This is a genomic window from Pelovirga sp. C15f, from assembly GCF_057178085.1.
In genome coordinates, this window is record NZ_JBXUCV010000009.1 from 67,366 (window position 1) to 91,084 (window position 23,719).

The 23,719-nt window shown below is 50.6% G+C and carries 22 protein-coding genes and 1 pseudogene; 3 read left to right on the top strand and 20 right to left on the bottom strand.

Annotated elements, in window-relative coordinates:
- The first annotated feature begins 36 nt into the window (after window positions 1–36).
- Genes AC1931_RS14560 through AC1931_RS14570 form a run of 3 tightly spaced genes read left to right on the top strand, consistent with a single transcriptional unit; the run spans window position 37 to window position 5,063 of the window.
- Entirely contained in the window at window positions 37–1,161 is a 1,125-nt protein-coding gene (locus tag AC1931_RS14560) for an HD domain-containing phosphohydrolase (RefSeq protein WP_483878034.1), read from the top strand.
- 42 nt (window positions 1,162–1,203) lie between these two features.
- Complete coding sequence (locus tag AC1931_RS14565) at window positions 1,204–3,897, top strand: GAF domain-containing sensor histidine kinase (protein ID WP_483878011.1); 2,694 nt, start codon at window positions 1,204–1,206, stop codon at window positions 3,895–3,897.
- A 14-nt stretch (window positions 3,898–3,911) separates the two neighbouring features.
- Window positions 3,912–5,063 (top strand): HDOD domain-containing protein, encoded by a 1,152-nt coding sequence (locus tag AC1931_RS14570; RefSeq protein WP_483878012.1) that lies wholly within the window; start codon window positions 3,912–3,914, stop codon window positions 5,061–5,063.
- A gap of 119 nt (window positions 5,064–5,182) precedes the next feature.
- Here the strand turns inward: AC1931_RS14570 and folE2 (AC1931_RS14575) are convergent, their stop codons facing one another.
- The 20 genes and pseudogenes from folE2 (AC1931_RS14575) to AC1931_RS14670 form a co-directional block, all read right to left on the bottom strand.
- Window positions 5,183–6,025, bottom strand: a complete 843-nt coding sequence (gene folE2 / locus AC1931_RS14575) for a GTP cyclohydrolase FolE2 (protein ID WP_483878013.1) — start codon at window positions 6,023–6,025, stop codon at window positions 5,183–5,185.
- A gap of 97 nt (window positions 6,026–6,122) precedes the next feature.
- On the bottom strand, window positions 6,123–6,395 hold the full coding sequence (locus AC1931_RS14580) for a hypothetical protein (protein WP_483878014.1): 273 nt from the start codon (window positions 6,393–6,395) through the stop codon (window positions 6,123–6,125).
- Window positions 6,396–6,688: 293 nt separating this feature from the next.
- Window positions 6,689–7,246, bottom strand: a complete 558-nt coding sequence (locus AC1931_RS14585; RefSeq protein WP_483878015.1) for a hypothetical protein — start codon at window positions 7,244–7,246, stop codon at window positions 6,689–6,691.
- A 58-nt stretch (window positions 7,247–7,304) separates the two neighbouring features.
- The gene (locus AC1931_RS14590; protein WP_483878016.1) at window positions 7,305–10,460 is read right to left on the bottom strand and encodes a L,D-transpeptidase Cds6 family protein; all 3,156 of its coding nucleotides are present in this window, start codon (window positions 10,458–10,460) and stop codon (window positions 7,305–7,307) included.
- Between the two features lie 74 nt (window positions 10,461–10,534).
- Entirely contained in the window at window positions 10,535–11,338 is an 804-nt protein-coding gene (locus AC1931_RS14595) for a hypothetical protein (protein WP_483878017.1), read from the bottom strand.
- Window positions 11,339–11,348: 10 nt separating this feature from the next.
- Window positions 11,349–11,987 (bottom strand): hypothetical protein, encoded by a 639-nt coding sequence (locus AC1931_RS14600; protein ID WP_483878018.1) that lies wholly within the window; start codon window positions 11,985–11,987, stop codon window positions 11,349–11,351.
- Window positions 11,988–12,076: 89 nt separating this feature from the next.
- Window positions 12,077–12,733, bottom strand: coding sequence for a hypothetical protein (locus tag AC1931_RS14605; protein WP_483878019.1), 657 nt, complete (start codon window positions 12,731–12,733; stop codon window positions 12,077–12,079).
- A 192-nt stretch (window positions 12,734–12,925) separates the two neighbouring features.
- Window positions 12,926–13,624: a response regulator transcription factor gene (locus AC1931_RS14610; RefSeq protein WP_483878020.1), complete on the bottom strand. Its 699-nt coding sequence runs from the start codon at window positions 13,622–13,624 to the stop codon at window positions 12,926–12,928.
- Window positions 13,599–15,590 (bottom strand): sensor histidine kinase, encoded by a 1,992-nt coding sequence (locus tag AC1931_RS14615; protein ID WP_483878021.1) that lies wholly within the window; start codon window positions 15,588–15,590, stop codon window positions 13,599–13,601. Before AC1931_RS14615 ends, AC1931_RS14610 begins: the two co-directional genes overlap by 26 nt.
- A gap of 30 nt (window positions 15,591–15,620) precedes the next feature.
- On the bottom strand, window positions 15,621–16,199 hold the full coding sequence (locus AC1931_RS14620; RefSeq protein ID WP_483878022.1) for a sugar transferase: 579 nt from the start codon (window positions 16,197–16,199) through the stop codon (window positions 15,621–15,623).
- A gap of 53 nt (window positions 16,200–16,252) precedes the next feature.
- The gene (locus tag AC1931_RS14625; protein ID WP_483878023.1) at window positions 16,253–17,968 is read right to left on the bottom strand and encodes a hypothetical protein; all 1,716 of its coding nucleotides are present in this window, start codon (window positions 17,966–17,968) and stop codon (window positions 16,253–16,255) included.
- Between the two features lie 343 nt (window positions 17,969–18,311).
- Entirely contained in the window at window positions 18,312–18,734 is a 423-nt protein-coding gene (locus AC1931_RS14630) for a VanZ family protein (protein WP_483878024.1), read from the bottom strand.
- Window positions 18,735–18,943: 209 nt separating this feature from the next.
- Window positions 18,944–19,759: a GTP cyclohydrolase FolE2 gene (gene folE2 / locus AC1931_RS14635; protein WP_483878025.1), complete on the bottom strand. Its 816-nt coding sequence runs from the start codon at window positions 19,757–19,759 to the stop codon at window positions 18,944–18,946.
- Between the two features lie 381 nt (window positions 19,760–20,140).
- A complete protein-coding gene (locus tag AC1931_RS14640) occupies window positions 20,141–20,449 on the bottom strand; it encodes a type II toxin-antitoxin system RelE/ParE family toxin (protein ID WP_483878026.1) in 309 nt (102 codons plus the stop codon).
- Entirely contained in the window at window positions 20,449–20,712 is a 264-nt protein-coding gene (locus tag AC1931_RS14645; protein WP_483878027.1) for a type II toxin-antitoxin system ParD family antitoxin, read from the bottom strand. The genes AC1931_RS14640 and AC1931_RS14645 overlap by 1 nt, the downstream gene beginning before the upstream one ends.
- A gap of 260 nt (window positions 20,713–20,972) precedes the next feature.
- Window positions 20,973–21,920 carry a nucleotidyl transferase AbiEii/AbiGii toxin family protein gene (locus tag AC1931_RS14650; RefSeq protein ID WP_483878028.1) on the bottom strand — a complete coding sequence of 316 codons (948 nt, stop codon included), beginning with the start codon at window positions 21,918–21,920 and terminating at the stop codon, window positions 20,973–20,975.
- The gene (locus tag AC1931_RS14655; protein WP_483878029.1) at window positions 21,904–22,317 is read right to left on the bottom strand and encodes a DUF6088 family protein; all 414 of its coding nucleotides are present in this window, start codon (window positions 22,315–22,317) and stop codon (window positions 21,904–21,906) included. The genes AC1931_RS14650 and AC1931_RS14655 overlap by 17 nt, the downstream gene beginning before the upstream one ends.
- 409 nt (window positions 22,318–22,726) lie before the next feature.
- A pseudogene (locus AC1931_RS14660) lies at window positions 22,727–22,870 on the bottom strand (HepT-like ribonuclease domain-containing protein); the annotation flags it as partial.
- A gap of 15 nt (window positions 22,871–22,885) precedes the next feature.
- Window positions 22,886–23,176 carry a nucleotidyltransferase family protein gene (locus AC1931_RS14665; RefSeq protein WP_483878030.1) on the bottom strand — a complete coding sequence of 97 codons (291 nt, stop codon included), beginning with the start codon at window positions 23,174–23,176 and terminating at the stop codon, window positions 22,886–22,888.
- 331 nt (window positions 23,177–23,507) lie between these two features.
- A partial coding sequence (locus AC1931_RS14670; RefSeq protein ID WP_483878031.1) for a hypothetical protein occupies window positions 23,508–23,719 on the bottom strand: 212 nt, incomplete at its 5' end.

The window sequence follows — 23,719 nt, forward strand, 5'->3', positions numbered from 1 at the left end:
CAATGGCCCTTCAACCGATGGGAGATCTCTGTGAAAATGACGGCATGGGCGCCCGGTGAGCGTCAGGCTGAAGTTCTGTTTGTCGATGATGAACCCGACAATCTGGCATCAATCCGTCGCCTTCTTCACATGTCGCGCAGGACCTGGAACAGTACCTATGTCGGCAGTGTCAAAGAGGCCCTGCAGCAGATCGACTCAAGGCCGGTTGACGTGGTAGTTTCCGATATCTACATGCCGGCGCAATCCGGTTTTGATCTGCTTCGCCAGCTGCGGCACCAGGAACATACCAATGATATCCCGGTCCTCATTCTTACCGGGAGCACCCAGACCGTTCTCAAACGGGAAGCTCTCGATCTGGGTGCAACGGATCTACTGTTCAAGCCGGTTGAACACGATGATCTGATCGTTCGTGTCAACAATATGCTGCGGATGAAATACCAGCAGGATCAGATCAAGGAACAAAACCGCCTGCTGGATGAAAAAGTCAGAGAGCGCACCAGAGAATTGGAACATGCGCACATTGACCTGATCTGGCGGCTGGCAAAAGTTGCCGAATGTCGCGATCAGGAGACCGGCAATCATATTCTGCGGGTTGCTCATTACTGCCGCATCCTGGCGGTAAATAGTGGCCAGGATCACCAGTGGTGTGAACAGCTCTTTCTGGCGAGCCCCCTGCATGATATCGGCAAGGTCGGTATCCCTGACCCGATTCTGCTGAAAGCCGGAAAGCTTAATGAAGAAGAACGGCAAACGATCAATCAACATTGTCGTATCGGGGCCGAACTGCTGGAGCGGAATCTACTGGAAACCAGCGGCTTTGGGTCCTTGTCTGATCAGACCTCTTCCCGGCTCCGGTATCCAAATCCGGTACTCGATCTGGCGGCGGAAATTGCCCTGAATCACCATGAACACTGGGATGGCAGCGGATATCCCAATGGACTCAAAGGAACAGACATCCCTGTCAGTGCCAGGATCTGTGCGGTTGCCGATGTTTTTGATGCCCTGTCCACCGCGCGACCTTATAAAAAAGCCCTGCCCGAAGAAGTGGTACTCAAGATCATGAGCGACGACCGGGGCAAACACTTTGATCCGGATTTGTTCGAGATTTTTTTGCACAGCCTGCCTGAGTTTAGGGCCATTCGCGACCGGCTGGTGGACTGACAGGATGGCTGACAAAGGACATGTTTTCGTACGGGGGACAGAATGAGGCGTGAACTGTATCAGGAAATATTGCTGGAAATTGCCCTGTCGATCAGTGGTGAGTTTGATCTCGACAAGTTGCTGAAGAAATGTCTGCCTCTGTTTCAGCGCAAGCTCAATTGTTTATTCTCCGGAGTCTATCGTGAAACGGAAGGGATGCTTGAGCTTCAGATGGTTCTGCCAGGCGCCATTCGTACCAGTGACGGATATCGACGGGTTCACGCTGAACTGATCCGGGTTCATGGCGAGGGGAACATCGAACCGCTGGTCGTTATCAATCTGGGTGATCTGTATCTGTATCTGATTCATCTGAGCGGATTCGGTCGGTTGCTGCTGTGCCGGGCAACAGCTTTTGATCAGTATTTCCTCAAAGAGCTGCTCCCCCTGGCGCCAATGCTGGCTCGCGCCTGTACCTCCTGTCAGGAGGTGGCCAGGCGCCGGGAGATCGAAGCATCAATGGTAAAAGAAAGACATCTCACCGCCGCGATTATTGATCATGCTCCCATCGGTATCTGGCTGACCGATTATCGCGACCGATCCCTGCAGCTGGTCAATCGATTTATGAAGGAGCAAGTCGGGCTTGGCACAGATGACAACTGGATGAGTCAAGAGGAGATGAGTGTCTGCGCCCAGACTGACAATCAGGCGGTTGCGACTGAGGGGTCTTTTGAATGCGAAGAAGTCATCACCTTTAAGGATGGCCAGCAGCATACACTCAAAACGATCAAAACGAAAATCCTGGATGATGATGGTACCGTAGCCGCTGTTCTAGGCCTTGGTGTCGACATTACCGACACCAAAAAGGCTGAGATTGAAGCTCTGCACCAGTCCCGGCTGCAGCAGTTGCTGATGGAAATCGCCGCCACCAATATCAACCTTCCTCTAGACCGGGTTGATGAGGCTATCAATGCTTCATTGCAAAATTTGGCGCTGTTTGTCAATGCGGATCGCGCCTACATTTTTGATTATGATTTCACCGCCAGGGTTACCTCCAATCTGTTTGAATGGTGCAATAGCAGCGTACAACCTCAGATAACTTCCCTGCAACAGGTGCCAATGGAAGAATTCCCCGACTGGCTTAATGTGCACCTACAGGGGAAGTCGATGTACGTTCCGGATGTCGGCGCTCTGCCTCCGGGAGGCTTGCGCAATATACTTGAGCCCCAGGGAATCAAAAGCCTGCTGGCCGTACCGATGATGAATCATGATAAATGTCTCGGCTTTGTTGGCTTTGACTCGGTTCGTGATCATTATTATTATAGCGAGAACGAACAACATCTCTTAACCCTGTTTGCCCAGATGCTGGTCAATGTGCAATTGCGACAAAAGGCCGAACAACAGCGACAGGAAGCAGAACAAAAAGTCGTTAAGATGAACCGAACTCTGGAGATCAAGGTCAAGGAGCGTACTGTCGAATTAATGGAGGTCAACGAAAAGGTTCGTCTGGCATTGGCACAATCAACACGTGCCGAAGCAGAGGCAAGCAAACTGGCTCGGCAGAACAAGCTGTTCCTTAATTCCATCAGCGAAGGCATCTACGGTGTTGACACTCACGGCCTGATGACATTTGTGAACCCTGCTGCAGAAAAGATGCTGGGGGCTGATCCTGGCGGACTGATCGGACAACCCATTAACCTCTTAGCCCATGACTCATTGACGGGCGATGGTCACCATTCCCCGGCTAAATGCCCTATCCGCTATCAGGTTCTGCAGCAGGGAGTAGCTCTGTCAAAGGTCAGGGGAACATATCGACGCAAGGACGGCACCAGCTTCATGGTGGAATTTCATTCTGCTCCAATCCGTGAAAACGCCCGGATAACCGGCGCGGTTGTTGTCTTTACCGACATTACAGAGAGAATGATCCTTGAGCAACAACTGCTGCAGGCGCAAAAACTTGAAGCAATCGGTCAACTGGCCGCCGGGGTCGCTCATGAAATCAATACACCACTGCAGTATATCCAGAACAATACGAATTTTCTTCGCAACTCCGTCGAGGAGCTGAACGTCATCCTGGAGTCGGTACAGCAGTTGTTGACGGCTACAGCTCCGGAAGAAAAATATCAGAGAATGAACCAGTTGATAGCCGCAGCCCAGGCTTGCGATCTTGACTTTTTGCTGACAGAAATCCCCTTAAGCATTCAGGAGTCATTACAAGGGACTAATCATGTTGTCCGTATTGTTTCAGCGATGAAGGAGTTCAGTCATCCAGGTCAGGCAAACCAGACACCCACAAATCTGAATCACCTGATCGAAAACTCTACTATAGTCACGCGTAACGAATGGAAGTACATTGCTGAACTGACCACCGACCTTGATCCGGCCCTGCCACTACTGGTATGTGATCCCGGCAGCTGGAGCCAGATCATGCTGAATCTGATCGTCAACAGCGCCCAAGCTATTAAAACTTTACAATGCCAAGAGGGGGCTCTTGGCAAGATCAAGATCGCCACCCGCAGCCAGGACCAGCGACTGATCCTGTCTGTAGAAGATAACGGTGCCGGAATCGCCGAAGAACATCTTGATAGAATTTTTGAACCCTTCTTTACCACCAAAGATGTTGGCAAAGGAACCGGCCAGGGACTGGCTATCGTATATGACATAGTGGTAAATAAGCATCAGGGAAAAATCTCCTGTAACAGCGCGCCCAGAAAGGGTTGTCAATTTACTATTGATATCCCACTTACAAAGGACATCTGACAAGGAATATTGCTTTGAAAACCCTGCTTTTTGTTGATGACGATCCCAATCTGCTGCGTGGTCTTAAACGCGGGTTGCACAGTCTACGCAATCAATGGCAGATGCTCGATGCCGAAAGTGGCAAGCAAGCTTTGGAGATCATCGCTTCCTCGCATGTTGATGTGATCGTTTCCGACTATCGAATGCCAGGAATGAATGGCTATGAGCTTCTATTCCAAGTGCGCCGCCATTACCCGAAGACCATCAGAATCATGCTCACCGGCCAGCCTGACCGCGCAACTTACTCCGAAGCCATCAGCCTGTGCCATTATTTTTTGTGGAAGCCCGTCGATATCGCAGCCTTTACCCAGCTACTGGAGAGACTGTGCAAACTCGATGACATGTTATCGGATAAAAAGCTCAAGGGATTAATGAACGGGTTAATCTCTTTGCCGACCTTGCCCAAAACATACCGGCAACTCACTGCCCTGCTCGACCAGCCGGAAGCTGATCTTGCCGGCATTGTCAACCTGATCCGGAATGATGCCGTGCTGACCCTTCAAATCCTGAAGCTGATCAATTCCTCAGCCTTTAGTTTGGTCCGTCAAATCCAAACCCTGGAAGAATCCATACAATACCTGGGCATCAATACCCTGCGCAGCCTGGTATTAGCTCACCATATCTTCAGTTGTTTCAGCCCCACTCATCCCCACAAATCCCAGTTGGAAGATCTGTGGCAACACAGTTATTTTACCGCCCGAATCGCAGAAGCCCTGGTCCGCAAGCATAACGACAGCTACCTGTCAGCCCACGCTTCGTTTGGCGGTTTATTACACGACATTGGCAAACTGGTACTGACCCACTGTCTGCCTGAGATATCTCAAACGATCAACAACAAACAACTGAAGGAGAACCTGACCTACCTAGAAGCGGAAGTGCAGACACTTGGCGTCAGTCACGCTGCCGTGGGGGCCTACCTGGCCAGCCTCTGGGGGCTACCACATCCGGTCATTGAAGCCATTTCTCTTCACCACACAGAGGATATGTCAGATTTTCAAGGCTTGTCTGAAATTGCCATGGCCGTCTGGCATGCCAACCGCATCAGCCGTGGTGACTATGGCCGCTCGCTGGAGGAAATCAAAACACTGTGCCTTATGCCTGAATTCAAGCAAATCAAGTTGTCTTAAGGGAGGTAACTATAACAATCAGGCTCACCAACGACATCATCACTTTCTTTTATGATGGTGTTCACCGGCATCATCAACAGCTAACCTCACTGCAAGGCTTTCCTGATAAAACTGTTCAATCATTTTTTTCTCCTGTCATTGCTGGTTGATATATCTGTGGCCGGTGTTTCTCCAAAGCAGCGCATCCATTCGATTTGCGCACTGACTTGATAATTGTGAATACTTTCATGACTGATGACCTTAACCTGAAACCAGGCAACCCGCCGATCAGCCATTAAACGGGCAGCAACATCGCGCGCCATGTCTTCAACAGACTGCTGATTGTCATAGGCCTGCTCGGTCACCGCCTTTTCATCCTCACGTTTAAGCAACGCGAAGACCGGCGCAGACGCTGATTGCTCGGCAATATCGATCAGTTCTTCAATCCAGATCAATTCCAGGCGACCATCTTCCTTATGTTCCGGTCGCACGTCTATCGTGAGGTAACTGCGCTGACTGTGGGCCCCGTAATCAGCTATTGCCTTACTGCAAGGGCAAAGGCTGGTGACCGGTACAGTGACCCCCTGGATGTATTCCTCGCCATGGTCATGAAGACAACCGACATAACAGCAATCGTAGTTCATCAATCCGGAACGTTGGCTGACCGGAGCCGCTTTCGCAACAAAATAGGGAAAATCGATCCTGATCCGGGCGGTCTCTGCCGGCAGTTGCTGCTTAAGTTCGGCCAACAGAACAGGCAGGGTATAGATGCTCATCTCTTCACGGTAATGATTAAGCACCTCAATAAAACGACCATAGTGAGCCTCGTCCAAGGGCTGCGCAGGGGCAACGGTCATTGACCAGGTGGCTACCGTCCGCTGCCTGCCGGCAGTCTTATCTAAAACAGCGATGGGATAGCGAATATCGCAGACACCGACTTCATCAATCGGGATACAGTGGGGTTCGGGAGAAATGAACTTCATAGAGATCATATTCATGGGCTGAGACAATCAACAATCTACACCATTCCAGGATTGCCATGCCCTTAAAGACTTCCGATCCTTTAAGAAAAAACCAGCATTACAATCTGTCCGGACTATACTCCCCCATATTAGTTGACGCCTCCAGCGCTGGAAAGGTTTCCTGATAAAACTGTTCAATCATTTTTTTGGTTTGATCATACTCATGAACCAGGCAGGACTTCACCTCGGCTGTCACATAATAGCGTTCGCAGATCAGGCAGCGGCGAACTCGCTGAACATAGAGCCTTTTCTGACGTGAGTCCTGCGCCCCTTCTTCAACAATTTCCATCGGCTGCTCGGTTTCGCAGTACGGACAATAGACAAGCTGCATCGACACCTCCATGAAAACAGGTTGACCTGCCCTCCAGGGAAAACCCCGTCCCGGCAGAAACATTAAATATTCATGCAGGAGATCTGCAAATTTCGCTCCCTGCCTGACCAACATCGGACAAAACAAAAATCTTGTTGATTATCAGCTTGTTACGAGAATCTTATTTGAAAGGACTGGAAGGATGCACGATAGGGACAAGGAAAACCCTGTCATTTCTGAAGAGACTGGAGGCAGGAAAGACTATCAGAATGAAAAGTCGGCTGAGGCTATATAAAGGCTATCCAAAAAAGTGCTCACCTGCTGCTTGCCAGACAACGCACCTGCAAGGTAGCTACTATGTTGTTGGTCAGTAAGGCTTCCGATAAAAATACCAGATCAGCACCAACATACATAACGATGTCCATTGGCCTGCCGCCGTTAACCGGCACTTCCAGCAGATAATCTTTGCCGATTTTATTCAGGGAAATATGATTTCGGGACTGAACTCGCAGATTGGTGATGTTGACTTTATCCTCTATGCCAGCAGGCACCTGGACGGTTACTTCCAATAAGATTTTTTGTCCTGGATTGGCCCTTATCTGAAATACACCTGGCGCCGGATACGATCGATGGGAGAGACTAAGCCCTCTGGAAATCTGGAAACTCCCATCAGGCCACAGGCTTACCCACCCCGGCTTGAAGGGTTGTTGATACCTGTAAAGCCCGTAGTCAATCGGCCTTGTGGAGTGGAAAACAACATCGTCACAGGCAGACCAGGAAGGTATTGGTAGAACCAGCATAACCAGCATAACCAGCATGGCAACGAGGCATTTAATCATGCTGCCTGCCCGCAGCGTCAAGAAACTGATCATGGTTACCGGCAGGGATGCCCTGATCATCAAGTCTCCACAAGGTAATGATCAATGTTGCTTACCTGGTTAAGGGCGTTATGCTTACCGTCCGTTCCCGAACGATTTCCCAATGAGAATCAGTACGTCTTAAATCGAACAGCTTCCGGGATATATCAGCATAAAGATTACTCTGATACTGTTGTACCACCTCAATTTGAACCAGATCACCGTCTACTTCACGTTCATTCAAATCGAGAATGACAACTTGGATAGTAGTTGGTTTGGAAAGGCGTCCACGCCTCACTTTCTCCCAAGCATGACGATCAATCCCTCCTGCCGGGAGATAGTCGCTCGCATAAAAACCCAGATAGGTCTCAACATCCTGCATCGACCAGGCATCGGCCCAGCGCTGCAGGAAGATGTCAGGACTTTCGTAATGATCGTCCAACGCAGGTAATATGCGCAAATTTTCCGGAACTGGCAGAGGCACGGGTGCCGGCGCATTAACAACTGGTAGTGTTTCTGACGGCATTTCAACTACATCTTTCACAGCATTGCCGCTCCATAAAGTGTAGGGGAACACCACCTTAACGTCATGAACATCAATGTCGCCCGGTAAAATCTCTATGGTGCGGGAAACCTTAAGCGATTGTCCACTTTGCCCTAAGCGACTGCTTTCGGCTTCGATCTCCCATTCACCCGGATAAAGATGTTCAAAGGAAAAAAATCCGTCCGAAAGCGCACGAGTGACAAAAGTGCCGGATCCATCTGCCGACCGGACCCTGACCTCACTCAATCCAAGGCCGTGCAATAGTCCATCGCCCGTTTGATAATAGATTTTTCCCGATACATATGTTGCCTCAATAACCGGTATATCAATTGAAAAGATCCTCCCCGGTCGCGGCCACAGCAAAAAATCACTATTGGGACTGGTTCTGAATTCAGCAGCTAATTGTTCCCGACCGATTTTCAGCCAATGTTCAGAGAGATGGTCCAACCCCCAGAGCAGCAATTGCCCATCATCATCCGTTGTGTTTTCCAGTAATCTGCGATTGTGAACCACGTCAACCAAGGGGTGGCCCTGCTCCTGCCGCTGGCGTATTCCGTCGCCGTTATCATCATGAAAAACTTGCAAACGTGAGGCACCGTAAGTAGCACGTTGGCGGTTGCTGAGGTGTAACCCGGCTTGTTTATCACCGGAGAAGGAAAAAGTCAGCCGCAGGTTGATCACTGTGTCATCATCCGTGTGGGATATCCCGCCGCCAAGCACGAACAGATCCCCGATATCTCTACTGAAACCGGCGCTGATACCGTGACTGCCGGCAAACGAATAGCTGTAACCAAGGTGATAGTTGGTGCGATCATTCTGCCGGTATGAACCCTGAAGATTGAGATATTGTGAGGCAAAACCCGGTGAAATTACCGCACTGTATTCTGTTCTGAACTGATATTGATGAAAATCGTAAGCCAGCAATCCACGGTACCAGCCGTTAAGCTCCGACCAATCGCCGGCTGGATTACTGGAGCGATTAAAACGCACATCATGAGTTAGATGTGCGGCACCGAACTGACTGCTATACACGGTGTTCAGGGAATCAGTAACACTCCCTCCGTGGGTTGTTACCCGTTCAATATATACTGGAATGCTGAATTTTTTCCTTTTCCCAACAGTAAAAGCCGTTGAGAGGCGAATACGTTGCTTAAGCGCTTGCAATCCCTCACCGATATAACCTGAACTGAATGACGGATCAGCGGATTCAATACGCAAATTAAAGGGATACCGCAGGGCCGAAGCCCCCAGGTTCAAGTACCAGGCAGCTCCGCCGGTCGTATGTTGATGAACATGGCCCACACTGGCGGACATGTTGGCAAACCGGGTACGGATCTCACTACCAACATAGAATTCCCGATCCGTCTGTCTGGCTGGATCAACATCATCTAGTCCGGCCCCTGGAAGAGACGATGCCTGCAGACTGATGCTGAGATGATCGGTGATCCCCACATCGCTGCGCAGGGAATACGCCAGGCCGCCGGAGCTGCCGGTTGAGTTGTTCAGGGGCCAGACATCCTGGTCAGGTTCAAGAACGGAGCCCCACAGATAAATCTTTCCGGGCGGAAGAATTCCCGGCGAGACCGAGGCACTATAATCGACCAAGCGCACCTCACCGGTTGGGCTGTACAAGCGAACAACGATCACATTGGTACCGTAGAACAAATCGACATCATTAAATCGGTAACGCCCATCGTCGCTGATACGTTGAAAATCCCTTAGCTGTCCGGCGACATAAAGCTCGGCATCCCAACCCGGAGGAGCATCACCATCAATAGTCGTTGATGAAAAACCGTCGCTTAGTTGAAGAGGGGCAGCCTGAAACTTTAGTCCGCGCCCTCTGGCGCCTGAGCCCACAAGAGAAATAGACTGGCCGACAACATCGCCCAGAGAAAAACTTTCCAGTGATTCGATGCCGAACAATCCGCCGCGAGGGTCCTCCCGACCGGCAGTCCAACGCAACGAGTCAATTCCATCATCAGAAGCGGCGATAAAAAAGCGATTGGTCAGAAACAACAATTCGGAAGCAGCGCTGAGACTCATACGGGTTGTGGTTTTATCGGATCTGCTTTCATAAAACGAACCCAGCTGAAAATCAGCAATCACCCCGCCGGCCAGGTGATAGGGGATTTCCATGGTAGGAAGTGGTTGTTCCGGCGCACCGTTGGTACGCCCTAGACGTCGCCACGAACGTTCCCGCAGCAGACGTAAATCCCGTGGCAGGGGCCGCGTACTGGACACATCCAGATATCCTTCATCCAACCGGGTAGTCAAATACAGGCCAAAATATTCCTCCAATACCTGTTTTTCAACAAACAGCCTGTCCTGATCGAATCTGATGGCCGTTTGGGAGAGAGATTTTATTGATTGCGGGTAAATGATGAGGGATTCCAGGGCGTCAAGAACAACCGGATCATTGTCACCATACAGGTTTACTGAATAACGACCCGGCTTGTCCCGGCGAAACACCCCTTCGGCGAAGACCACCAGCGATTCCAGGTCAAGCCATACATGCCCCATATCGCCATGCAGCACCTCTTGAAACTCAGGAAGCACGGAGCCGTTAAGGCGCATCTCAACAACCCCGAACATGACCTCTTCATCGACAACAGTGGTATCGGCAAGAAGATTATCACTCTTATTCGCCGGGATTGCTCCGACAGCAACACCGTTGAAACAGGCCATCACCAGGCAGACAATCCAAAAAACCCCTAGAATCAGTTTCGGCCGGGCTAAAACGCCGTGTCGCGTCATTCACTTTATTCGCACAAACTGATGTAAGGTTCTCCTTCACCGGGGAAATGATCCCACAGGCGCAGGCAATAACCCTCCGCCCGATCAGCAGGATAAAAAACCCGTGGCATCGATACTCTAGCGTTGGTTCCCTGTTGCGCCAGATGCAGGCGTCCGCTGCTCAGAACCTCACCCGTATCCCTATCAACCACCTGAATCTGACCGACAAAGCTGACATTGGGAACACGTTTGACAACCTTGAAGTAACCCAGGTTGTCCTCGTCCTCAGGAGTAAGAACCAGAGGCTCCGGGTCGACCCGAGGGGTCTCCATACGATGACGCACATAAACCGTCACCGGCAGTACCGGCACCACCGGCACCGATGCCGAAATCAAGGGTTCGGGTTCTTCGCCATCCTGAAGCATGCGGATCGGCGGAGCCTCACGCTGGACCTGGGCACGGACACCAAACTGATAGGCATATTCACCCGGCTCCAGTTCAGGAGACGGTCGCGCCAGCACCCGAAACGACAGTGACCGGTGAGCAGCAGCAACCGCTCGTTCCGGGGCCCAGCGCAGTATTGGTTCCGCCGACGCCACGATGCCGGGCGGATCTTTCATGGGAAACACGGTAAATTCCATGGGATCTTCGCCGCCGTTGACCAGATCGATCTGACCCGACCGCGCCCTGCCTTCGATGACGATCAGATTATCCGAGATCGCAACCGATATGCCTGCTTCCGCAGAGTTTTCTTCGGCTACGGCGGCCCCTGAGGTTAAAAACAGAAAAAATAGCGGCAGCATGACCAGATGAGTCACAACAGTAAACATTAGATTTCCTTTAAGGCAAAGCCGTGTCAATAACTGTGATCGTTGCAAGGTTGTCAGCCGCTACCGCTGCGGCAGAATAGGCCCCGTAATTGTCAACAGTAATCACCGGCGGCAGGGTCATGATACCGATCACCCGAAAGGTTCCGCGCCCGGCAGAATCAATCGCGACAAAATCCTCCATCAGCTCCAGATCCGCCTTGAGTGCTGCATCTTGATTGGGGCGCTTGATGAGCCCACGATCAGCTCCGGCGAGATCGAGGTTTTTGTTATTACTGATGGTAACGCGTATTCGTTGATTCGGATGATGGGAACCCTGTACCACACAGGTTCCAGCCACGGCACCCTCGTAGTCAGCGACCCGGGCAATAAAGAGGGCATCACCGCCGATGGTTTCAAGCGTTTTGACACCAGCTTTATTGGCTACGGCAGATATAAAAATGGTGGTGGAGGTCGTACTTGTCTGACGTACAGGAACACGCCAGACACTGAAGTCGACATCCGTACAGGACAAGGACAACACCGGCTGCAGCCCGGTATAAGCCTGGACATAGGCCGTACGTGCGTTATCGGCAAAGGCATCAGAAAAGCCGAAACAAGACATCAGCAATAAAAAATATTTCAGGAATTTTATTCTTGCCTGGCTTGCCATCTGTCAATTCACCACCCGGACGAATCCTCGCGCATAAAAAAAGCCCGGCAGGTCACCAAGACCCACCGGGCTTTTTCATCCGCAATAGATTATTGCACCAACGTATCAGTCACCGTCACGGTAGCAGCATTGCCTTCTCCCTCTACACCGCCGGTACTGGTGCGATAACCACCATAGTTGTTCGCAGCAATCGTTTCAGGAATTGTCAATACACCGACAACCCGGAACGTACCAGCACCTGATGTGTTGATAGCAACACCGGTACCACCGAGACCAAGATCGGCCGACATGCCCGAAACAACCTGGCTTGGATTGTTCAGATTGTTATGGTTTGATGCGCCAAAAGTTAAGCCTTCATTGTTGGCAATCGACGTTTGAATCGTCTGTGAGGGGTTATTGGAACCGTTGACCGTACACACCGCAGCACTAGGCACGTTGTAGCCGGAAGCAGCCGCAACGCCTGTCGTGTTGCCGCCACTGGTTGCCGTCGTTGCGCCTGCACTGGTATTTGCTGAGACCGTCAATGTTACCGACGTTGTTCCGCCACTGGAACGAACCGGTACTCGCCACACGCCGAAATTGACGTCGGTACACGTCAGGGACAGTACCGGACTCAGACCGGCCAGGGCATTGACACTGGCACTGACGGTGTCGTTAGCACTGGCGTTTAGCGCGGTACCACCGAGCAGCGCCAGACATGAGACAGCAACCATCCCCTTTTTCCATACTCCAAACTGTTTTTTCATGGTATTTCTCCTTGGGTTTATCGTCGATTGATCACCTTATCGACTGGCTCATAAATACGATCTCAAGGATCGTCAGCGATATATTCGCTTTATCGGAAAAATACACTACTTATTCAGTCAACTATCAGTATCATTTGCTCTCATGAATCTCTCAATCGGCTTGCTACAGACCGCATCGGGTGACCACGCTGGCTATCTGTTTCCTTCGCCGGGCTGGACAAACACCACCCCTCTACCGAAAACAGCGCGCATAGGCAGTTCCATTCCGACATCCCGCGCTTTTTTACGCACTCTGCTGATAATCACCTCTATGCGATGTGGTTCATAGTCCACATATTCAGGCAGAACCACCTTATGCAAATGCTCCTTGCTTAACACTTGCCCGCTGTTCCTAACCAACTCCTCCATCATCATGAATTCTCTGCTGGTCAGAACCATTTCAGCTCCCGAGGGGGAAGAAATCAACAGCAGCCCCTTGTTCAGCTGCCACTTCCCCCCAATATCGGCGGCCCGTACCCGGTCCTGGCGAATCATCCGGCGCCACAGTGCATCAATAATCCCACAGAGTTCAGGCAGATCGACGGGTTTCACCAGGTAACAATCCGCTCCTTCCTTTAAACCGGCAAGTCGATCCTCCAGACGACCATAACCGCTCACAGCAATGATCCCGACCGGCGAACCGGTACTTAAAAATCTGATGAGCGATAAACCGTCCTCGCCGGGCAGACCGATATCCACCAGAACGATATCGGTTTCTCGTTGATGAAGTTGTTTATAAAAGATCTCAGCGCTCTCGGCACCCCAGGCATCATAGCCATGAGCAACGAGATATTTGATCATGCCTGTGCGCAAATCATTCTGATCCTCAACCAGGGCTATCGTCGGCAACATGAATATGATCTCCGTTGGAAGCAAGACGGGAATTTTCACATCTGGGCAAAGTGAAAACAAATAAACAGCAATCACATCGATCAGCCAGGATGAGTTCACCACCCAGCCTGCGCACAATCTGACGAGCAGCAAACAACCCGAGCCCGGTCCCTTTGGACGCAGGCAAGCCATCGGCAACTGTACCCTTAAAGTAGCGCTCGAAAATCTGTTGAGCGTATTCCGCAGGGATAACGGTCCCTTCGTTTTCAATATCAATCCGAACCTGCGATTCGGTGACGATGACTCGTACTTTAATCAGCCCGGGAGGAGAATATTTCACCGCATTGTCAATCACATTGGACAGAGCAATACGTAACATGGCGCTGTCGGTGCGGAGTGTGACATCTTTCAGGTCACTAACAGGCTCTGCCGTGCCGTGGTCAACAACCGTTAACAACAACCTGTGATTGGTCGAAAAACTGACAAGATTTGCGGCTTCCCTGATCAACTTCATGAGGCTGACGGAATGAGTATCAATGACACTTAAAGGATCAGATAAACGGGCATCAACAAGGCAATTATCCGTCAGCTGCGTCAAACGGCGCGATGCCTGAATAATTTTATTCGCTTCTACATCGAGTTCTTCCTGGGTGAGGGGGGGGTCAGCTTTCAGATTACTGGCTATGGTATGGACCAAAGCCAAGGGCGTGCGAAGCTCGTGGGATACCATGCCTACGAACTGTCGCTGGATAAAGGTCGCTTCACGCTGACTTTGAAGTTCCAGTTGCTGCTCCTTCAAACGCTGTTCATTTTGCTTGCTGCTCCACAATGTGGCAATGGTGATGCCAAGAATAATCACCATCAGCCCCAGCATGCTGTGCTGCCACAGTTCATATACCAGGGGCGTTAATGGCAACATGTTGCCGATCAGCAGACACAATGAGCCGAACAGCAGATACAGGGCATAGCAGAATGCAATGAAAAATTGGCCGGCATTGCCGGACCTGAGCGATAATATCAACCCGGCCACGGCAATGGTCCACTTGACAGGTTCCAAAATCAGGATGGCAACCCTGATTCCCGTACTGTAATATCCGAAGGGAATCGACAGAGATAAGAACCCGATGACAACGATGGAAACAAGAATCAACAAGTCGAGTCTTGGAGCATGATTCTTGATGTGAAACAGAACCCTGCCAAGCCATAACACCAGTATCATCGTCAAAAAATAGCTGAAGCCGGTTAAATGATCAGTAAGCCAGGGCCATTCAGGCAGCAACAGCCAGCTGACATAACCCTGGATGGACGCAATAAACAGATAACTTATCCCGTACAAAGACAGAGCGATTAATAGATGTTCTCTGGTAAAGACAGAAAGAGCGCCGGCAAGCAAGGTGGTTAACACAGCGATACCGAAAAAAGCTCCCCAGTATAGATTTTTGCGCGCTGAAGCTGCGATAAAACTACTCATGTCCCAGATCTTTCCCACCATCATCAGCAAACTGGAGGTCTGGATACGCATCAGCAGATCCGCGCCCTGGCGTGAATCAATCAGAGGAATGACAAAAAAACGGTGATTTATTTCCCGCGTTGATACCGGCAGGGTATCGCCCAATGACGAGACGTGCCAGTTGCCTTCGGAATCGGAGAGCCGCTGATAGACCGTCAGATCGTCAAGATAAGGGGGAAATATTTCCAGTAACAGTTCGTTCCCGGCAACAGACACATCCGGTAATTGCACCCGAATCCAATATACAGAATTCGTATAACCTTTATACAGATAACCCTCGGATCGACTAAAATCGGAAGATGCTCGATCAGCAACCTGTCGAACACTCAACCTGCCATCCGGATCTTCCAGATAATCAAAGGGAATATCTTTGCCGAGTTTCAGCGGATAATGTCGAGCGGATCCGTCATCGCTCAAGAAAGCCCACAGCAACAGCAAACCCAGCAGAGCGGCACCGATCATTACCGGATATTTCATAGACACCTCACCTGGCGGATGACTTTACCTTCAAACAACACGCTGGAGCAGTGAGGGGGGTTGGGGCAGATCGGGGAACAGCCACCAGATGATCTGGTTGACGGGCAACAGGAAAACCAGCAGGGCGCTGAACAGCACCAGAAGATAGGTAGTAAAATTGTTGTTTTCAAGATGCCATTCATCCAGGGCATCGAGATAGCCACACATCATCCGGCATTTATAGCCGACATCGTTCTTGGCGAGTGACAGCTTCCCCCCCCTGCAAACCAGGGTGCTGATGTTCAGACATCCGGGAACTACAGCAGCCCTCCTGAGCTGCATCGGCTTCGGTATTTGGGCAAAGCACTCAATAGAGATGGGATCAGGTCCGACCAGGCAGATATGACCGGCGAGGACATTCAGCAACCGGGGTACGCCGGCCACAATACCGCGATCAATCCGCGCCAGCCGCAGCAGATCAAACTGTCGCCCGTTTCGGCCCACACACGGTTCTCGATAAAGCACCTGACGATTACCTGTCATCCGTAACATCAGCATCACCGGCAGCATCAACGGCAGGAGAACCAGCAAAGCCACACCGGCAAAAAGAAGGTCACAGCAGCGTTTCATGATCAACCTCATGGGCTCCGGAGAACAAGAGACGTCCTGTTGCTACAGTCTGTCTACCAACCGATAGCCAGACCACCGCCGTAGCTTCTGGTGCTGCCGGAAATCCCGGCACTGACCCGCACCGCAATATTTTCGCGGATGGAGCCGATATAACCAACAGCCAATGCGGTCTCCCCTTCCTGGGTTCCCATGCCCACCGCCAGGCCATTGGCATAACCAGTCGGCAAACTGAGTTGCGAAACCGCCATGGCAACCGCCCCGGTTCGATTGATCTTGTCATCCAGACTGGAATAAGAGGATCTGATTGCCGAATGGAGTTGAGAAACATTAACTGCATCGGTAGCGGCTTCTCCGGAAGCAACATTGGTAATTTGCCGGGTTAATCCCTGGGCGGCATCGCCGACACTGACTGTCTCGTCCCTGACTGCAACAGATCCCTGCCCCAGCGCAACGGAATTGTCTCCGCTGGACTGTGTATTGGCGCCAAGGGCAACGCTGTTGTCACCAGCGGCAATCGCATCATTACCGATGGCCGTTGTTGGATCCGAACTCGCCCGCGCCCCTGCGCCGATGGCGACGGAGCCATTAAACAAGGCAACAGCGCCATCTCCTACAGCAATGGCACCATCCCCGCCGGCGGTAGAAGATCCAAAAGCCAGGGCCCCAGCTCCGGAACTTTGCCCCCAGTGACCCTGCAGCTCGGTAATATCCTCGTCATGCTTATCCAAAGACTCCCTGAGCTTGACGATGTCGGCCGAGTTGGTTGTGATATTGCCCGTATTTGTTTGCTGCCTGTTGTCCAAAACGGCAATCTCGGTGGAGTTCAGTTCAGCCTGGGTTGACACTTGCCACAGCTGGCTACCATTAACGGCGTCTGTTGAATACGCCGACAGATCACCAGGTGCCATATAGATCATTTTGCGCTGTTCGAACTCCGAGCCGATGGACACGACATTATCTGCCCCATTATCTTGACTGAAGGCTCCAAGAACGACCGAATTGTACCCCTCAGATTGTGCCGCCGTACCCACAGCGACCGAATCACCTCCGGTAGCTGATGGTTTAACAGAGTCCGCCAAAAAAACCATCCCGGACCCAGGATATTGCAACCATCTCGAACCAACGCTGCCAACCGCTACATTACCGCTGGTTTGTTCCCCGTCAGTAACCTGAGTAACAGCCTGTCCAAGAGCGATATCCCCCGCACCACCTGCATAACTACGTGAGCCTATTGCTGTGCTGTTCAACCCACTGGCCTGGCTTGTATAACCAACGGCCGTACTGTCTCCGGCCTCAGCTCTGCTGAAAGCTCCACTTGCCGTACTGCTAACACCATGAGCCTCGCTGCCGTAACCGATCGCCGTAGAGTACGTTTCGGCGGCCTGACTCTCTGATCCGGTAGCCGTACTCCATGCACCACTCGCGCTGCTATAACTGCCCGTTGCCGTACTGTTACGGCCAAGGGCCTCACTGCTTACCCCCAGTGCCGTTGAAATTATGCCGGAAGCAACACTCTCCGCCCCGCTTGCGGTACTCGACAAACCGGTCGCTTTACTACCGTAACCAACCGCCGTTGTAAACGACATTTCCGCTTCGCTACGCAGACCCAGGGCAGTGCTGTGCCAGCCGGTTGCCTGACTGCCGCTGCCAAAAGCAGAACTGCCGGAAGCGGAAGCATTACTTTGGTATCCAACCGCAGTCGCGTGTGAAGCATCTACGGCACTTTCGTTTCCATATGAGGTATTCGATGGTTCACTGGCTATGGTCATTTCCGCTGCCCCTGTCAGCAGTGAAAAACATAGAAGAGCGCAAACTGAATATGGGTTAAGCAACCAGGAAACCATTCCTTTAAGACAGACTGAATTTTTCATCATGATCCCTCCAGGGAACGTTAATAGAGAACGAAACAACCGAACACGCTGAAAAAAAACCTTTTATTCCGGACAAAAAACTAACTCTTGACAACAGATTTACGAACATGATGGATGTAAAATCCGCTTAATCTCTGTCATAGCGAGGCATGGCCCATGACGGGAATGCAAAAGAGCATCAACTGCAGGAAACATTGAAGGGGCAGGCCGCGGGAGCCACTGCCGTAGTTACAACGAAGAATCACGTTGTGGTTTGAACACCCCGCCGCCTGCTGATCCAGACCAGAGGCAAACCGATCAGCACACCCACCAGGTTAAAGACGCCATCCAACGGATTGAAACAACGATAGGGAAGCAACAACTGCAGCCCTTCCAGACCAAGGGCCGTCATCATGCCGACCAGCACCAGGGTCAACAGCGGCAGCAACCCGACAGATACCGGCTTACAGGTGTCAGGCGCTACCGACAAGCAGACCGACTGCCGTCTGAGACTTAAAAGCCACTGGGTACCAATCGGTGTCCAGGGAATGAACATCGCCACATGCAGCAGGTCTTCCAGTTGAAACATAAAAATATCTGCCTGGCCCAGGACCATCTCGCCAAAGGGGATCAGATGGAGCGCCAGTAGAAACCAGAGGTAGGTGGAAGTAACAACCAGAGCCATGGGCGGCAAGATTCCCGACATGAAAAGAGCACGCAGACGCGCGGATGAAAAAACAGAATTGACAAGAGAAAAATCAGAGTTCAGAAGGTTTTACATGCGATATCCCATATCCTGACATATTTGTTATCCGTGTCAGTTGCGCGCGTTCCCTGCACGGCTTGATTTCAACCAGCTGTTTTAGGCAATCCTGGGATCTTGCTGACGCGGGATCAAGCTGGCCAGATGGGTGGGCGTGTCCATTCGATTTGCGCACTGACGTGATGATTGTGAATACTTTCATGACTGATGACCTTAACCTGGAACCAGGCAACCCGCCGATCAGCCATTAAACGGGCAGCAACATCGCGCGCCATGTCTTCAACAGACTGCGGGTTGTCATAGGCCTGCTCGGTCACCGCCTTTTCATCCTCACGTTTAAGCAACGCGAAGACCGGCGCAGACGCTGATTGCTCGGCAATATCGATCAGTTCTTCAATCCAGATCAATTCTGGGCGACCATCTTCTTTGTGTTCCGGTCGCACGTCTATCGTGAGGTCGCAACGCTGACTGTGGGCCCCGTAATCAGCTATCGTTTTACTGCAAGGGCAAAGGCTGGTGACCGGCACAGTGACCCCCTGGATATATTCCTCACCATGGGAATGAAGACAACCGACATAACAGCAATCGTAGTTCATCAATCCGGAAAGCCGGCTGACCGGGGCGGCTTTCGCGATAAAATAGGGGAAATCGATCCTGATCCGGGCGGTCTCTGCCGGCAGTTGCTGCTTAAGTTCGGCCAGAAGAACCGGCAGTGTACAGATGCTCATATCTTCGCGATAATGGTTAAGCACCTCAATAAAACAACTATAGTGAGTCCCGTCCAAGGGCTGCTCAGGAGTCACGGTCAGCGACCAGGTGGCTACCGTCGGCTGTCTGCCGGCAGTCTTATCCAAAACAGCGATGGGATAGCGAATATTGCAGACACCGACATCATCAATCGGGATACTGTTCCGGTCGTGTAAAATGGACCTTATTGAGGTCATCATATGTGATCAAAAGTTAGTGGACAGAACAGAGAGCATGGATCTTAGGGCCAAAACAACACCAACAAGGCAAACCCTGTTTTTCAAGGAGAATTGGGCTAGTCTGCTGATAAAACGTGAGGGAATGCTTTTTTTTGAGCCGTAGATGAACGCTGATAAACGCAGATCAAAACGGATCTAAAGCAAGGCTTTTTGTCGCGGTGAAAACCTTAAAACATACGCGGTGAGGGTCAAGGTCAAAGGCAAGGCAAAACCTTTTTTTGGGGTTAAACCTTAAAATCTTTCTTGGTGGCCTTGGTGACTTCGTGGCTTCGTGAGAGATGGTTTTTTTCGTGTTTTTCCGTGTTTTTACGTGGACTTCTTTTTTTTAGCCGCGGATGGACGCTATCCGGACATATCCGGCAAATGCCGGACAGGATCCATGTTTTCGTGCAAGACGTCCACGATCACGATCAACTCTTTATCCCGAATGAGATAGAACACAACATGCTTGTTCACCGGGTAGCTGCGCAGTTGATCATGAATTTCCGGCCGTGCCCTTCCCTGCATCGGAGTATCAGCAACCACCTGAAAACAATCATCTATCGCTTTCAGATAGTCCACTCGTTGCTGTCGCCCCCAGCGCTGCTCTGTATACAGACCTATCTGCATCAGGCTCGATCGGGCGCGACCTGTTAACCGGAAAGAAGCCATCAGATCGTTTCCCGATCAAGATCACGCATCAGCTGTTCATACGAATAGTCGGCATAGATACCTTTGTCAGCATCCTCGATACCGGGTCTGAGAGCCTCTTTCAGGCGGACCAGTTTCAATTCATAGAGCAACTGCTCATTGCCATCCAGGCGACGAATGGCTTCCCGAATAAACTCACTGGCATTATTGTACATGCCGCCGGCAACTTTGCTCTGAACCAGCTTCATCAGTTCAGGCGTTAGCGATACATTCATCGTTGGCATAGAACACCTCCTGCAGTATTGGCAATATCAATACAAAGATTGCCATAACTGCCTTATGCCGTCAACACCGCAAAGGGGTCAAAGGCAAGGCAAAACCTTTTTTTGCCACAGACCCACACGGACAACAGCGGACAGTGAATCACATTATTGAAATCAGTTTTTAAGGTTTAACACCCCAAATCAGACTTTCTTCGTGACTTGGTGGCTTTGTGAGAGGTGGTTTTTCCGTGTTTTTCCGTGTATTCCGTGGACTTCTTTTTTTAGCCGCGGATCGACGCTGATGTACGCAGATAAAGGCCGATAATCCTTTCTAGCGCGTGGAGTGCTTGCTCAAAGCCAATCACTTCGTTCTCGGCACCATACGACATACTTTCGACATACCAGGTGTACTCTTTTTGGTATAAATGGTCTTCTTTTAAGACGTTCAGGGCGCTAATCAGCCGATCAGCGACGGCCATTCCGGCGATAACATCGCCACCTCGACGATTATTGTCCTGTTCCAAAGAACCTCTAGCCGTGGAGACAAAGCTATCTGCTGCTTCTGTAACCATGCTTTCCAAAACGGCAAGGTCGTGAAGATGGCGTATCGTCGTGGGATCATCTTTGGCATTCGCCCGATCACGAACAAGAACGCGCCAAGTCAATGCACTGAGTTTGTCACCAGCCGTTTCAATAGCTGAAACACAATCAATTTCGAGTTCCGGTCCGGACCTTGCCACCTCTGATACAAGCGAATGAATATCCATGCGCCGGGGAAGCTGCTTTGGTTCCGTAAAGGTCATTTCAAGTTGCAGATATGGCCGCAGGAATGAACCAATGAAAGTCCTGTCGTATTGAATGGGAAGCTTGAAAAAACGATGACTGTCACCGCACAGGATTGCGTCTTCATCAATGCTGAAACGTGCATCATGTTGTATGGCAGACACCACTGCTTTGCGGTAATTTCTCCTCTGTCCGACAGACAAAGGGCTTCCATCAGAGCTGGTAAGAATAAAATCCAAATCTTCAGAAAATCGCTTGATTAAACCATAACCCTTGGCAAGACTGGTGCCTCCGGCAAACACCATTTTCACCTTGCTGTCACTTTGCAGCTCAGAGACAAGGGCAAGAAGCTGTACCGCATACCAATCCTTTTCAATAAAAGACGGGTCAACGCCTAACTCCAGAGCGACATCGCGGATAACGTTGTTATCAAGAGGCTTTTTCAAAAGAAATGTACCTTCCGTTATAGCCGATCCGCCTGACAATTCTGCTTTTAACGCCTATGGTACGGCCGGTTGGAACCTGTGTTGATGTCCCGGAATTGTAAGCCCGCTCGGCAGAGGACGAAAAGGTTTCAACCCCAAGTTTCTTCAACAGCTCCAGGGCCAGTTCCGGCAAGGGTTTTTCCGGGACAACAGCACCACTGACAGTGGATTTTTTCGCCCGTGCATAGGTGCCGTACCCCAAACTGACAACAAGCTCCTTTTTGACCAACCCCCTCAGTACGCGGCCGACCTGATCGTAACCACCCATATCATCAAAATCAGCGCGCACAAAAACAGACGCCTTGCTGCGTTTTATGCGGCTAACGATTTTCCTTTCCAACGTGTTTTTAACCGGCATCGCCTTCTCCATGCTCCATGCAAAAATACGACATTCTCATGTGCAAATATACGACAACTATAAGGTCCATGCAAGGATTATAAGTCACAACGAAATAAGGGTAATCTGCTTATAAAATTTGAGGGAAAGCGATTTTTTCAGCCACAGATGAACGCGGATGAACGCGGATCAGGGCAAATATGATCTGTTGGCCACAGACGCAGGCGGACGGAAGCAGACAATGGATCAAAGACTAATAACCGGTTTTTAAGGTTTAACCCCAAAATCAGATTTTCTCAGTGACTTCGTGGCTTTGTGAGAGATGGTTTTTTCCGTGGACTTCTTTTTTTAGTCGCGGATCGACGCTGATGTACGCAGATAAACGCTGATAAAAACGGATCTGGGCCAAGGCGTTGTCGCGGTAAAAACCCTATTGTGCATTCACTAATTGTTTTATTAATTGCGCCATCCCCGGCAAATCAGATTCTATTGTACGCCACACTACGGCCATATCCACCTGAAAATAACCGTGAGCCAGCACGTTACGCATTTCGTAGGCGATAACCCAAGGGACTTCCGGATGCCTTGCTCATACAGGTCTGGCCTCTTCAAGGACAGACTGCCTGAACTTCTCGGGTAACGACATCGGCGTTAATACATCGACAGAAACTCCTAAAAGTTGGCGAAGTTCATAACGAATTGCGCCTATATCCATCAGTGTTGTTTGGGGTGTTATATCAACTAAAAGATCGAGATCACTTTGTTCTGTATCGTTACCGTGCAAAACTGAGCCGAAAACGCGCACATTTGCGACTCGTCGCTTAGCGGCAATATCCCGCACCTTATCCCGGTGGAGTTGAAGTGCTGTTGATGGTTTCATCTTCTCCCCTTTTCTTTGTCTGAAGACAATTTATCACAAAAAACACTCAGACATGAAATTCTTACGAGGGAAAACAATGACAAATGATGACTGTTGACTCCTTTCTTAGCCGCAGATGAACGCTGATAAACGCAGATCAAAACGGATCTGAACCAGAACCCTTTGTCGCGGTGAAAACCTTCAAATATACGCGGTGAGGGTCAAGGTCAAAGGCAATGGGCTTGGTTTAACATCTTGAAAAGCTGTCTCGCGCCCGTTCGCTTTGCTCTCTCACGACGCAAAGGACGCAGAGAAAGGCATGGAAAACCCAGCATTTTTTGGATAAATGGGATCAAACGAATTCTGCTTTTATGGCGAGGCTAGACGGACTTTTTCTTTTTCCCACTTCAACAACAGATTCTTTATAAACCAATCGGGACTGAACCGCCCCGGGATTGTCGGAGACTCCAAACTTTGAGAGTATGGGGTCATGAATACAAACAAGAGATACAGTCCCGAGGTTAGAGAGCGCGCAGTCCGGTTGGTCCTTGAACAGCAAGGAGA